The organism is Haemophilus sp. HN_Hi08 (assembly GCF_049824455.1).
In the GTDB taxonomy this organism is placed as follows: Bacteria; Pseudomonadota; Gammaproteobacteria; order Enterobacterales; family Pasteurellaceae; genus Haemophilus; species Haemophilus influenzae_D.
The window spans coordinates 927300-941620 of record NZ_CP187493.1 but is presented as its reverse complement, the minus strand read 5'-3'; the positions used below and the strand labels follow the sequence as shown (position 1 = coordinate 941620).

Below are 14321 nucleotides of genomic sequence, written 5' to 3'. Positions count from 1 at the left end.
CTTATTTTATTGCTGTAAAGAAGCGATCAAAACGGAAACCTGTTGGCCATTCATTCGCTTCTTTTTCTAAGCTCATCCAAATATAAGTGGCTTTCCCCACAATATTTTTTTCAGGCACAAAGCCCCAAAAACGGCTATCATCACTGTGATCGCGATGATCCCCCATCACAAAATACTGCCCTTCTGGCACAAGCCATTCTGCAGTTTGCATCCCCTCTTGTGGGAAAAATTCAGAGCCTGAATAACGACGATATTCACTAATTAACACATTGTGTGTTACATCGCCTTTTTCAGTCAATTCTAATTCATTAGGAAAAGCTGGATTTGTTGGATTTTGTGTATATTCAAACGCCTTGGTTTCGCAATCAATTTCACAAGGTTTACCTTCTTTACCATATACAATTTTTAATGTTTTTTGTTCCACATCAAAAATTATGCGGTCTCCGCCCTTTCCAACAATACGTTTAATATAATCAACACCAGACATATTATCTTTTGAACTTAACGCAAGATTTTCTGCAAAAGCCGCTCGAGTTGCGCCAAGACCTGTACGAATTAACGCTTGTTGTGGTGCTTTAAACACAATTACATCGCCACGTTGTGGTTTTTCGCCTGCAATAATGGTGTTTTGGAAAATCGGATCTTTCACACCATAAGCATATTTATTCACAATTAAAAAATCGCCAACACGTAAGGTGGATTCCATTGAGCCAGAGGGAATTTGAAACGGTTCAAACAAAAAAGAACGAACCAAAAATACCACTGCAAGCACAGGAAAAAGTGAAGATAAAAATTCTGAAGCCTCAGAAATCGGTTCAATTTTGGCTTTATCTTCCTCACTTAAGGTTTTACCAGAACGTTGTTCTGCACGTGCCACTTGACGATGACGTTTTGGCAGCACCACAAAACGATGATAAAACCATAATACGCCTGAAAGTGCGGTCAAAATTAGTAACAAAATACTAAAAGTATTTGGCAGCTGAAAATAATCTAATACTTTCCACACACCAAAACCCACAGCCAATAAAATCACAAAAAATAAATTTGACATAATTTTCCTTATTTATCTTTTCCTACGTGTAAAATTGCTAAAAACGCCTCTTGCGGCACTTCTACGTTACCTAAAGACTTCATACGTTTTTTACCCTCTTTCTGTTTCTGTAAGAGTTTTTTCTTACGGCTCACGTCGCCACCATAACATTTTGCTAATACGTTTTTACGTAATTGTTTTACGGTTGAACGCGCAATAATGTGGTTTCCAATCGCTGCTTGAATGGCAATATCAAATTGCTGACGAGGAATTAACTCTCGCATTTTTTCAACCAATTCACGACCACGATATTGTGAATTATCTTTATGAACAATTAAAGCTAAAGCATCTACTCGTTCGCTGTTAATCATAATATCCACGCGAACCATATCTGCCGCTTGGAAACGTTTGAAACCGTAATCTAACGAAGCATAACCACGCGATGTTGATTTTAAACGGTCAAAAAAGTCTAGAACAACTTCACCCATTGGAATTTCATAAGTCAGTGCAATCTGATTACCGTGATATACCATATTGGTTTGCACACCACGTTTTTCAACGCAAAGGGTAATAACGTTACCTAAATATTCTTGCGGCACCAGCATATTACATTCTGCGATTGGCTCGCGAATTTCAGCAATATTATTAAGTGGAGGCAATTTTGCAGGACTATCCACATAAACAACATCACCATTCGTTAATTGCACTTCGTAAATTACCGTTGGCGCAGTCGTGATAAGATCTAAATCATACTCACGCTCTAGACGCTCTTGAATGATTTCCATGTGTAAAAGGCCAAGGAAACCACAACGGAAACCAAAACCAAGTGCGGTCGAAGTTTCTGGTTCATAGAAAAGTGATGCATCGTTTAAACTTAATTTGCCAAGTGCATCGCGAAACGCTTCATAATCGTCAGAGCTAACGGGGAATAAACCAGCATAAACCTGTGGTTTTACTTTTTTAAAACCTGGCAACACATCAGTTGCAGAATTATGTTGATGGGTTAAGGTATCCCCAACTGGCGCGCCTAAAATATCTTTAATCGCACAAACGACCCAACCCACTTCGCCACATTCTAAAACAGTCGTATCTTCTTGTTTTGGCGTGAAAATCCCTAAACGATCTACGTTGTAAGTTTGCCCTGTGGACATCACTTTAATTTTATCGCCTTTACGTAATACCCCGTTTTTAATACGCACTAAAGATACCACGCCCAAATAGTTATCGAACCAAGAATCAATAATCAATGCTTGTAATGGCGCATTAGGATCGCCTTCTGGTGCGGGAATTTTTGCCACGATTTCTTCTAATACATCTTCGATACCGACACCCGTTTTAGCGGAGCATCGAACCGCTTCCATCGCATCAATTCCAACAATATCTTCAATTTCTTCCGCTACGCGTTCAGGATCTGCGGCAGGCAAGTCGATTTTATTCAAAATCGGCACTACTTCTAAATCCATTTCGATTGCGGTATAACAGTTTGCCAGAGTTTGGGCTTCAACTCCTTGTCCTGCATCCACAACTAACAACGCCCCTTCACAAGCAGCAAGAGAGCGAGACACTTCATAAGAAAAGTCCACGTGCCCTGGTGTATCGATGAAGTTTAATTGATAAGTTTCGCCATCTTTGGCTTTATAATTTAAAGTCACACTTTGTGCTTTGATGGTAATTCCGCGCTCACGCTCAAGATCCATTGAATCTAGCACTTGCGCTTCCATTTCACGATCCGAAAGGCCACCACAGGTTTGAATTAATCGGTCAGAAAGGGTCGATTTACCGTGGTCAATATGGGCAATAATAGAAAAGTTGCGAATATTCTTCATAAAAGATAGTTTTTCTCAAAAATCATTAAATTTAACTGGCGGATTCTACCTGAAAAGCATGTAAATCGCTATAGATGAAAAGGAAAAGTGCGGTCAAATTTTCAAACTTTTTAGATAAAACAAAACCCCGAATGACTTCGGGGTTTCTTTTTTCATTCAAACTGAAATTATAGGCTTTCAGTAAAAGTACGAGTGATAACGTCGCGTTGTTGCTCTGGCGTTAAAGAGTTGAAACGTACTGCGTAACCAGAAACACGGATAGTTAATTGTGGATATTTATCTGGGTTATTTACCGCATCTTCTAACGTTTCACGACGTAATACGTTCACGTTTAAATGTTGGCCACCTTCAACTTTAACAGTTGGTGCGACGTTTACTGGTAATTCACGATATTCGATTTGACCTAATTCGCTCACTGCAACAACTTGGTCTTCAGCAAATTCGCCTTTTGCACATAAGCAACGCGCTTCATTTTTTTCGCTGTCTAATAACCAGAATGAATTAAGCAAATTGTCATTTGCTGCTTGAGTAATTTGAATACCTTTAATCATAATAGCCTCCTAATTGGCACGAAAATAATAATAAAACTGTACAAATTTTATCAAATCATTTTAATATTTCAAATTATTTTAGATTTATTTGATAAAGAGCAGGTTATTTTTTTAATTAATTTTTATAAATTTGATCTAAATTAAAATTTATTAATTTTTAAATAAAATTTATATCAATAATTTAACATTAATTTAACTTTTTATTGAATGAGTGTTTTTGTTTATAATGAATAAAAACTTATTAATAGGATAGAATAATGAAAAACTGGACAGACGTTATCGGAAAAGAAAAAGAACAACCTTACTTTCAACACGCTCTACAACAAGTTCATCTTGCAAGAGCAAACGGGAAAACAATTTATCCACCACAAGAAGAGGTATTTAATGCATTCAAATATACCGCTTTTGAAGATGTAAAAGTGGTGATTTTAGGTCAGGATCCTTATCATGGACCAAACCAAGCTCATGGCTTGGCTTTTTCAGTGAAACCCGAGGTTGCTATTCCCCCTTCCCTATTAAATATGTATAAAGAACTCACACAAGATATTTCGGGATTCCAAATGCCATCACATGGTTATTTAGTCAAATGGGCAGAACAGGGCGTATTACTACTTAACACAGTGCTTACCGTAGAACGTGGTATGGCACATTCACACGCCAATTTAGGTTGGGAAAGGTTTACAGATAAAGTTATTACCGTACTCAATGAACATCGTGAAAAACTGGTATTTTTACTTTGGGGCAGTCACGCACAAAAAAAAGGACAAATTATTGACCGCACTCGTCACCTTGTTTTAACGGCTCCACACCCTTCCCCACTTTCAGCCCATCGAGGTTTTTTTGGCTGTCATCATTTTTCCAAAACAAATTCATATTTGGAAAGCAATGGAATGAAACCAATTGATTGGCAAATCTAAACCATATATCTCTAAAAATAACCGCACTTTAATCTCTCAAAGCGCGGTTAAATATTTCAGCATTTTAATTAGCCGTGATAACGCCCTACGCCTAATTCATCTTCTTTACGTGTGCGATTCATCACTTCTTGTGGCGATTGTGCAATACGTAATCCCATTTCATCTTCAGTACGCACCACTTCGCCACGTAACGAATTAGTATAAACATCAGTAATTTTTACATCCACAAACTTACCGATCATTTCTGGAGAACCTTGGAAATTAACAATACGATTTGTTTCAGTGCGTCCTGTTAATTCCATAATATCCTTCTTCGATGGCCCTTCAACTAACACGCGCTGCTCTGTGCCAAGCATACGACGACTAAATTGTGCGGCTTGTTGATTAATACGCTCTTGTAGCACATAAAGACGCTGTTTCTTTTCATCTTCCGTCACATCATCTGGCATATCTGCAGCAGGCGTACCTGGTCGGGCAGAATACACAAAACTGAAGCTCATATCAAAGTTTACTTGTGCAATCAAATTCATAGTTTGCTCAAAATCTTCCGCAGTTTCCCCAGGGAAACCAACAATAAAGTCAGAGCTGATTTGAATATCTGGACGCACTGCACGAAGTTTACGAATAATAGATTTATATTCTAATGCGGTATGACCACGTTTCATCATCGTTAATACACGGTCAGATCCTGCTTGCACTGGAAGATGCAAGAAACTCACTAATTCAGGCGTGTCACGATACACATCAATGATATCATTTGTAAATTCTATTGGATGACTGGTTGTGAAACGTAAACGGTCAATACCATCAATTGATGCGACAAGACGAAGCAGTTCAGCAAAGCTACAAATTTGACCATCGTGCGTTGGGCCACGATAAGCATTCACGTTTTGACCAAGCAAATTAACCTCTCGCACACCTTGATCCGCAAGTTGTGCGATTTCAAATAACACATCATCTACAGGACGACTAACTTCTTCCCCACGAGTATAAGGCACAACACAGAAAGTACAGTATTTATTACAGCCTTCCATAATGGAAACAAATGCCGTTGGGCCTTCTGCGCGAGGTTCAGGTAAGCGGTCAAATTTCTCAATTTCAGGGAAACTCACATCAACCACAGAACTTTTACCACCACGAATTTGATTAATCATTTCAGGCAGACGATGCAAAGTTTGTGGGCCAAAAATAATATCCACATAAGGCGCACGATGGCGAATATGTTCCCCTTCTTGAGAAGCCACACAGCCGCCCACGCCAATCACTAAATTTGGATTATTTTTCTTTAATTCTTTCCAACGCCCAAGTTGATGAAACACTTTTTCTTGTGCTTTTTCACGAATAGAACAGGTATTCAATAATAATACGTCTGCTTCTTCAGGTGCTTCCGTGAGTTCTAATCCGTGAGTGCTTAATAAAAGATCTGCCATTTTAGATGAATCATATTCATTCATCTGACAGCCCCAAGTTTTAATATGTAATTTTTGAGTCATTTTCTACAATATCGTCAGGTGTTATAAATAATTAGTCGAATAAAGCGGTCGGCTATTTTACAGACTTACGATAATTCTGGCTAGTGAATATTCGGTGAAAGACACTAAACAGGATATTTTGATAAGCTAGAAAGGCTTGTAAATCATTAAAAAATAAGATATTCATAAATATACTCAAGATATAATGCAGTATGAGGTAAATATTAGTTCATAAAATTAAAGGAAATACTAGCTTATCGCGATTACAACGATGTGTATATTCAAGGTAAACCAAAAGGATTAAATAGAGCTCACTTTTTAGGAAAGCGCAAGCATATATTTATAATCAACTACTTTGTCTACTACACCGTCAAAATAGCAGTTAAATTAAAAAAAGATCAGCCTATAACCAGCCTAAACTCATTAATAATTTCCACCATGCCATACCGATAGTTAGATGGATAATTAAACTACCAAAAGCAATGATCGCACCAGTAATCCACCAAGATTTTATATCATTATAACCTGCACCGAATGCAATTGGACCTGGTCCGCCTCCGTAGTGAGTTACTGAACCACCATAAGAATTAGCAAAGACTAAGCCTAGAGCAAGCAATTCAGTAGGAGCACCTGTTACATGTCCGACCGTTGCAAATACAGGTACCATTGCAGCTACATATGCACCGCCTGATGCAAATAAATAACGTACAGAGACACTTAAGGTAAGAATCACTATTAACGCCATCATACCCTGTCCCTCAAACTGAAATATGGTACTTAGGGTTTTTGCTAACCATTTGAAGAAGCCAGCTTTTTCAAGCAAGCCAGACATACCGATGATACCACCATACCATACTAGGGTATTCCATGCGCCTTTGCTTTTTAGGATATCGTCCCAGGTGACGATACTTAATACAATACAAAGCACCATTACAATGATTGCAACAATGGTAGCATTGATATGAAGTGAATTAGAGAAAATCCAGCCAAATAATGCAATTACGAATAACACGCTGAGTGCTTTTTCACGAAAAGACATTGGACCTAATTCTTCTAAGCCTTTTTTCGCAATGGCTTTATTATCCACTTTTTTCAATTCTGGTGGAGATACCCAATAACAAATTAATGGAATTAAGAATAAGCAGAGTAAGCCGGGTACGGATGCAGCTAAGAACCATTTGATCCAAGTGGTTTCAAAACCAAGAATTGGTGCCATTAATGAAAGAGCTAAGGCATTAGGCGCCATTGCGGTTAAGAAAATATAAGAGGTAGTTTTAACCACCATATATACGTTCATCATCAAATAACGCCCTGCTTTTTTCGGGCTTTTTTCTGGATCTGAACCAAGAGCAACCACTACGCTATTAATGATTGGAAAGATAATCCCACCTGAACGTGCGGTGTTAGAGGGCGTTGCTGGCGAGAGTAAAAGATCTAAGAACATGGTAACATAGCCTAAGCGTAGGGTTGTGCTACCCATTGCACCGATCATATGATAGGCGATACGTTTACCTAGACCTGTGATTACAAATGCTGAACTCAAAGTGAATGCGGTAAAAATAAGCCATGTTGTGCCAGATTTATAACCATCCAACATATTGCCGACTTTAACCAATTCTTTAGCCCCTTCAGTATTACCGATGATAACACCAGAAACCGCAATTGCAGCCAATAAGATAACGGGCTCGCCATAAGGTTTAAGCACAAGCCCAACGATAGTGGCGATATAAACACCAAGTAATCGCCAAGCAATCAAAGAAAGCCCATCAGGAGCAGGTAGTAAGAAAGTGATCAATGGGATAGCCATTAAAATCACCAGTTTTGTATTTTTGGATAATGCCATATTAATTACCTCTAAATGATAAAAAGAAAATTGTTAGTGCTAATAAATCAGCACTACCGCCCGAACTTAAATTACGTTCAATGCAGGCGGTATCAAATTTCATTAATGCTTGTGTCAGCGCTGCTTTATCTGTCACAAGATGTTGATCTGTAAGCAGATCCCGTGCTGTTTGCTGTATGAAATGCAATCCTGCTAAACCACCTCGATGAACCACGTTAGTGTCGGAGTTAATTGCCATTAAATTCAACAACAAAATCAGTAAACGATGTTCCCATTCTAACTGATGGTACTCATCAAATTGTGGCAACAACGTTTGAATGAGATTAAAACCATTTTCTGCTTCGCCACGGACACCTGTTAAGCCATATTTTTGGAATAAACGCACTCCAGCCGTACTAGGCAAGTGTTCAGGATAATTTTTGAGTTCATCCGTTAAACCTTGAGTAAATTGTGCAACAAGTGAGCAGATTAATTTAACATCAAAATCTACCGCACTCTGAGCCAAACTTTTTTGTGCCAATAATCGTCCAATTGCCGTACACACTAAACCAAAAGAAAAAATAGCACCTTTGTGGGTGTTTACGCCATCAGTAACTTTAAACATTGCTTTTTCCGCCAATAAACCTAAAGGACGAATTTCAGCGAGAATTTGATTTTCAGACAAATGTGCGGTCATCATGCCTTTGAGAACAAACTGCGTAAAAAAAGGTTTTAAACTAATCGCACTTTGCTCAAAAGTATGCAGGTTCATATCTTTGTGCGAACCGTTATTGATGGCATCCACTAAACCAGGTTTTGGCGATAAGCGAGCCTCTTGTATTAATGCCAGATAAACTTGTTCACCAATATGTTCTGCGAAATCATGATTTTGTGCAAGAGATTGAATTTTATCCACAATCTCATCAATCTCGTGCTTGCGGGTTCTGGCACAGATTTTTGCATTTTCCCCGCACACTAAACAAGTTCTTGGAGAAAGATCAAAATCTGTACGACTCAGTAGATTGCCTTTAGCATTAAACACATCTAAATCCCACAAACGAGCAAGAGGAATGCTTTCTTCCAATTCAATCATCAGCACTTTTAGCGTACGAGCATCTATCGGTAATACAAAATAGGCTTCATGCCCCGTTTCTAACGGACGGATTATTTCTTTTACTGCTGTAATGTTTAACTGAGTAAAAAGTGCGGTCAGATTTTCTAGAGCTTTTCTAAAAACATAATCCAACAAAGCATTTTTTTTTACTCCACCCACAGCAGTTAAAGTGATGCAAAGTAAGGTTTGTCCATATTGTGTTATAAGCTGTTGTTGTAAAATTGCACGTTCCTCTCGAGCATTAAGTAATGCTTTAAGTGAAATTTCTGAACCCTCTGTAGAGAATGTCGTAAAAAAATGCTGCAAAATTTGACCGCTCTTTTGTATAAAAATAAATTTTCTTAACGCTTTCCATTTATAGGGTGTTGGCGAAAGCTGAAAGAGCTAATTGAGTCCCTTTCAACTCTTTGGGCTCCTTTCCTGATAATCATGGGAAGACAAGAGTTAATTTTGGCTATTGAAAGTAGATCGCTTGTAATGCTGATTCTAGTCTTTAACTTGATACACCGTATCAATCACCGAACCATCACGATAACGAACAACAGCCACAGGTTTATTAGTAAACTCAATTTCTTTTGGTTTACCTGTAATGCTGTAAGCGCGCTCACAAAGCTGTTCAATGGTAAACAAAGGAATATCTGCTTTATTTAAAGCGTCTATCAAATCTGGACGTTTAGGATTTACTGCTACACCATGATCGGTAACGAGAATATCGACGTTTTCACCAGGTGTTACACAGGTAATCACGTTTTCCACCACGGTTGGAATACGACCACGAACTAATGGTGCCACAATGATTGCTATTTGTGCAGAAGCTGCGGTATCACAATGACCACCAGATGCACCGCGAATCACACCGTCAGAGCCAGTCAATACATTCACGTTAAATTTAGTGTCAATTTCTAAAGCAGAAAGAATAACCATATCTAAACGTTCAACCGATGCCCCTTTGGAACTATAGTTCGCATATTGGTTAGCGGAAACTTCAATATGATTTGGGTTACGGGAAAGTGATTCAGCTGCAACAGAATCAAAGCTTTGTACATCTAATAATTTTTTAATAAGGCCAGCCTCATGTAATGCCACCATACTTGCGGTAATACCGCCAAGTGCGAAATCGGCAGTGATATTTTCACGACGCATTTTTTCTTCTAGGAAGCGTGTAACAGCTAATGCTGCCCCCCCAGAACCAGTTTGTAATGAGAAGCCATCTTTAAAATAACCACTGGCAAAAATTACTTCTGCACATTTACGCGCGATGAGTAATTCGCGTGGATTGGTAGTCATTCGGGTTGCGCCACCGCCAATTTTTTTCGGGTCACCGACGGCTTCAACTTGCACGATTAAATCTACTTGATCTTGAGCAATGCTGATTGGGTGGTGCGGGTATTCAGCAAATTCCTCTGTGAGCAACACAACTTTGTCAGCGTATTCAGCATCGACACGCGCATAGCCTAGAGAGCCGCATTTACTTTTTCCAGTAAATCCATTGGAATTACCGAATGTGTCACAGCAAGGCACGCCTAAAAAAGCAACGTCAATTTTTAATTCGCCAGATTTTACTAAGTGAACACGTCCACCATGAGAATGAATATTTACAGGTTCATTCAATAAACCGCGAGAGATTTGCTCTGCAAGTTCACCGCGTAAACCAGAAGAATAGATTTTGGTGACCACGCCATTTTTGATATGTTCGACAATCGGGAAGTGGCTATCAATTAAAGATGAAGATGCAAGGGTCAGATTTTTGAAACCCATTTCGGCAATTTTATTCATCACCATATTCACCATAAAATCTCCGCCCCGAAAAGCATGATGAAATGAAACAGTCATACCATCTTTTAAGCCAGAGCGTTTAATCGCTTCTTCTAGAGAGGTACAAAGTTTGCGATCTTTCGCTGTACGAGAAAGGGATTCAGATTTAGGCACCGCTTGATAGACTGAGCGATCAGCGTGATATTTTTCAATACGTTGTTCTCTTGTTGTCATCTTTTTATCTCCCTTTACTCTTCACGAACACCTGATTTCGCACGTTCCAATACCAATTTTGCGCGATCAATAATCGGTGCATCAATCATTTTACCGTTTAACGAAACAACACCAGCCCCTTGTCGTTCAGCTTCTGCTGCCGCTTCAATAATGCGTTTTGCCTGCTCCACGTCTTTTTGTGTCGGTGCAAATAAGTTGTGTAACAATTCAATTTGGCGTGGGTTGATTAAGGATTTACCGTCAAAACCAAGCTGTTTAATTAACGCAGCCTCTTTTAAGAAGCCTTCTTCATTGTTCGCGTTAGAATATACGGTATCAAAGGCCTGAATGCCAGCCGCACGTGCCGCTTGTAAAATAGAACAACGAGCAAAAAGCAGTTCAATCCCCTCTGGTGAACGCTCGGTTTTTAAGTTACGTACGTAATCCTCAGCACCCAATGCGATACCAATTAAACGTTTAGAAGCGAAAGCTATTTGGTTGGCTTGAGTGATACCTAATGGTGATTCGATGGCTGCTAGCATTTTAGTCGAAGCTGCTTCTCGACCGCAAGCTTTCTCAATCTCAGTAATGGCGTGATCCATATCCAACACATCTTGCGCGCTTTCAGTTTTTGGCATACGTACCACATCCACACCCGCACGCACTACCGCATTCAAATCCAATAAACCAAATTCAGAATCTAGCGGATTAACACGAACTACGGTCTCAATTTCTTTATAAAGCGGATGTTGAAGTGCGTGAGCGACTAATAAACGAGCAGAATCTTTTTCTTTGAGAGCAACCGCATCTTCTAAGTCAAACATAATGGAATCTGGTTTATAAATAAAGCTATTACTTAACATGGCGGCATTTGAGCCTGGCACAAATAACATACTTCTTCTTAATTTCATAACACAGCCTCCCAGTTAATCATTTCATCAGTTGCACGCATTGCAGCAACTTTTACTCGAGCTTGTAACACGCAATCTAACGCCCCTTTGTCTTCTACAATGACTTGTGCTGCTGTAATGCCAAGTTTTGCTAATACTTCACGAACTGTCGCTTCAATTTGTTCACCAAATTGTTTTGCTACTGAGCTATTGATTTCAATATCGAGTGAATCAAAAGGTTGAACCCGTACTTGAACATCACTGGATTCCAGTGTCCCTGCAACGGCTACTTTTGTTATTTTCATAGATTTTCCTTCCGTATATTGATGAATAAAAATGTATTTAAAAACGACCGCACTTTTGTAAATAATTTAACGTAGTCATAGGCACAAACTCTGCGAGTTGAGCCCAATTTTTTTCAGCCAAATGCTTTCGTACTGTAGAAGCAGAAATAATCTGGTTGCTTGCTGTTTTTCTAGGTATCTCGATAACATTTATTTTTGCTGCATTCATTTCGGCATCCCTTAACCAATAATGCATTTGGCGATTATATTCGGCTGTGACGGGACAATTTAGCTCAGTACCAACAAAGCGATGTGTTATGCCCAAAGCTTGAGCAATATGTAAACGGAATAACTTCAGATCAACCTCAAAATAACTTTCATCTGTAATTAATTGATCTTTTAGGAAATAATTTGGAAATGTTGCACGAGAAATAATATAGTCAGAGCCAGAATGAAGAGTGATATTGGGTAAATCGAAAATACCTTGTTTAACCATTTCAAATCGTTCAGCGTAAGAAAATTGCGATGCGTCTTCACCAACAATAAATAAATGCAGATGATCACATTGTTGTAATGCTTGCTCAATTAAATAACGATGACCTAAGGTAAATGGATTCGCGTTCATTACAATCGAGCCAATTCGATTACCATCCACACGCATTTTCTCCCATAATGAGCATTGTTTTTGTAAACGCGTAGCACTATTTTCTAACAATACTACATAAGGATTGGCATCAGAGATGATATAAAAACCGCAAGATTTGAACAACGTTGCATATTCGGGTTTTGTATAAATAAAAAGGTGTGGGCGTTTTAGCGTGTAAGCTAAATCAACCAATTCAGTAATTAATTGCAGGGCAACACCGCTACCACGCAAAGACTCATCAATCGCAACACATTTTATGATATTTCCTGCTAAACCTCCACAGACAACGATTTGTTCGTTATCATTATAGCCAACAACAAAATACTCGATTTTTTCATCTAATTTAAGCGCATTTTGATGTAAAAATGTCTGAATGAGAGAAAGTTTTTTTTGTTCAGTAGAAATTCGCTCAAATTGCATCGACTCTCCAAAAAAGAAGAAAACATAACATCACTACCAAGTTAGTAGTATAGAGTTATTATAAGCGATGAGCAAATTACGATATAAGATAAGCTCATATTTTCCCCAACTTTATAATCTAATATTATCTTCACACTGCATTATACATTGAATAATTTATAGATATTTTCTTTTTTTTCAAAAACTTACATGGTACTCGATCATATAAGTTAAAAATACTATTTTCTTGATATCCTTTTCCTTACAATTGCGGAAATGATGATAGGCTTAATAGTTGATTAATGAATAGGCAATATTGGCGGTTACTCTGAGTTGTAAAAATAAACCGCACTTTTGTAATAAGCAAAAAGTGCGGTTTAATTCAGCGTAGTTTTAAATTATTTCACTAATCCGCCACTGGCTTGTAAATCAGCATGATAAGAAGATCGAACAAATGGTCCACAAGCTGCATGTTCAAAGCCCATTTCATTAGCTTTATCACGAAATATATCAAACTCGGTAGGCGGAACATAACGCGCAACGGGCAAATGGTGACGGCTAGGTTGGAGATATTGCCCTAATGTCAGCATCGTTACACCATTATCTCGTAAATCTTGCATTACTTGCAAAATTTCCTCGTTAGTTTCTCCTAATCCCACCATTAAACCAGATTTGGTTGGAATATTTGGGAACATTTCCTTAAATTCACGCAGTAATTTAAGCGACCATTCATAATCCGCACCCGGACGAATTTCTTTATATAAGCGCGGTACATTTTCTAAATTGTGATTAAAGACATCTGGCGGATTATCTTTTAATTTTTCTAAAGCCTGTGTAACACGACCACGAAAATCTGGCACTAAAATTTCAATCTTAATGTTAGGATTAAGTTCACGCACAGCTTTTACACACTCAGAAAAATGACCCGCGCCACGATCAGGCAAATCATCGCGATCCACCGATGTGATTACCACATATTTAAGTTTCATATCTTGAATCGTTTCTGCCAATTTTTGTGGTTCTTCAGGATCGGGCGGTAATGGTTTACCGTGAGCCACATCACAGAATGGACAACGGCGCGTACAAATTGCACCTAAAATCATAAAAGTTGCAGTTCCATGATTAAAACATTCGTGTAAATTTGGACAAGATGCTTCCTCACAAACAGAATGTAGCCCGTGACGACGCATTCCATTTTTAATGCTTTCAATTTTAGCTGAACTTGCTGGAAGTTTAATTTTCATCCATTCTGGTTTTTTTAATAACTCTTGATTAGGATCGATATTTTTTACGGGAATAATTGAGGTTTTTGCCGCATCGCGATATTTTACACCGCGTTCCATTTTGAAAGGAGTAGACATAGTATTTTCCTAAATAAAAATGCCCAAGTTGGGCATTTACT

Annotated in this window: 12 protein-coding genes; 1 reads left to right on the top strand and 11 read right to left on the bottom strand. The window is 38.5% G+C overall.

Annotated features, from left to right (window positions below):
- Position 1 precedes the first annotated feature (1 nt).
- The 3 genes from lepB to grcA form a co-directional block, all read right to left on the bottom strand.
- Positions 2 to 1051: a signal peptidase I gene (lepB, locus tag ACPT8O_RS04660; protein WP_021035502.1), complete on the bottom strand. Its 1050-nt coding sequence runs from the start codon at positions 1049 to 1051 to the stop codon at positions 2 to 4.
- 8 nt (positions 1052 to 1059) lie between these two features.
- Positions 1060 to 2856, bottom strand: coding sequence for a translation elongation factor 4 (gene lepA, locus ACPT8O_RS04655; protein ID WP_021035503.1), 1797 nt, complete (start codon positions 2854 to 2856; stop codon positions 1060 to 1062).
- Positions 2857 to 3023: 167 nt separating this feature from the next.
- On the bottom strand, positions 3024 to 3407 hold the full coding sequence (gene grcA, locus ACPT8O_RS04650; protein WP_005628746.1) for an autonomous glycyl radical cofactor GrcA: 384 nt from the start codon (positions 3405 to 3407) through the stop codon (positions 3024 to 3026).
- A gap of 257 nt (positions 3408 to 3664) precedes the next feature.
- Between grcA and ung the strand changes: the two genes are divergently transcribed.
- Entirely contained in the window at positions 3665 to 4324 is a 660-nt protein-coding gene (ung, locus tag ACPT8O_RS04645) for a uracil-DNA glycosylase (protein ID WP_021035505.1), read from the top strand.
- Positions 4325 to 4392: 68 nt separating this feature from the next.
- Here ung and miaB read toward each other — a convergent pair whose 3' ends face one another.
- The 8 genes from miaB to lipA form a co-directional block, all read right to left on the bottom strand.
- Positions 4393 to 5817, bottom strand: coding sequence for a tRNA (N6-isopentenyl adenosine(37)-C2)-methylthiotransferase MiaB (gene miaB, locus ACPT8O_RS04640; RefSeq protein WP_014550626.1), 1425 nt, complete (start codon positions 5815 to 5817; stop codon positions 4393 to 4395).
- 382 nt (positions 5818 to 6199) lie between these two features.
- On the bottom strand, positions 6200 to 7639 hold the full coding sequence (locus ACPT8O_RS04635; protein ID WP_021035506.1) for an anion permease: 1440 nt from the start codon (positions 7637 to 7639) through the stop codon (positions 6200 to 6202).
- A gap of 1 nt (position 7640) precedes the next feature.
- Positions 7641 to 9038: a triphosphoribosyl-dephospho-CoA synthase CitG gene (citG, locus tag ACPT8O_RS04630; protein WP_021035507.1), complete on the bottom strand. Its 1398-nt coding sequence runs from the start codon at positions 9036 to 9038 to the stop codon at positions 7641 to 7643.
- Positions 9039 to 9218: 180 nt separating this feature from the next.
- Positions 9219 to 10721, bottom strand: a complete 1503-nt coding sequence (gene citF, locus ACPT8O_RS04625) for a citrate lyase subunit alpha (protein ID WP_021035508.1) — start codon at positions 10719 to 10721, stop codon at positions 9219 to 9221.
- Positions 10722 to 10735: 14 nt separating this feature from the next.
- Positions 10736 to 11611, bottom strand: coding sequence for a citrate (pro-3S)-lyase subunit beta (gene citE, locus ACPT8O_RS04620; protein WP_041175364.1), 876 nt, complete (start codon positions 11609 to 11611; stop codon positions 10736 to 10738).
- Positions 11608 to 11895 (bottom strand): citrate lyase acyl carrier protein, encoded by a 288-nt coding sequence (citD, locus tag ACPT8O_RS04615; protein WP_021035510.1) that lies wholly within the window; start codon positions 11893 to 11895, stop codon positions 11608 to 11610. Before citD ends, citE begins: the two co-directional genes overlap by 4 nt.
- A 37-nt stretch (positions 11896 to 11932) precedes the next feature.
- Complete coding sequence (gene citC / locus ACPT8O_RS04610; RefSeq protein ID WP_021035511.1) at positions 11933 to 12940, bottom strand: [citrate (pro-3S)-lyase] ligase; 1008 nt, start codon at positions 12938 to 12940, stop codon at positions 11933 to 11935.
- Between the two features lie 377 nt (positions 12941 to 13317).
- Complete coding sequence (gene lipA / locus ACPT8O_RS04605; RefSeq protein ID WP_012054772.1) at positions 13318 to 14280, bottom strand: lipoyl synthase; 963 nt, start codon at positions 14278 to 14280, stop codon at positions 13318 to 13320.
- Positions 14281 to 14321: the final 41 nt, after the last annotated feature.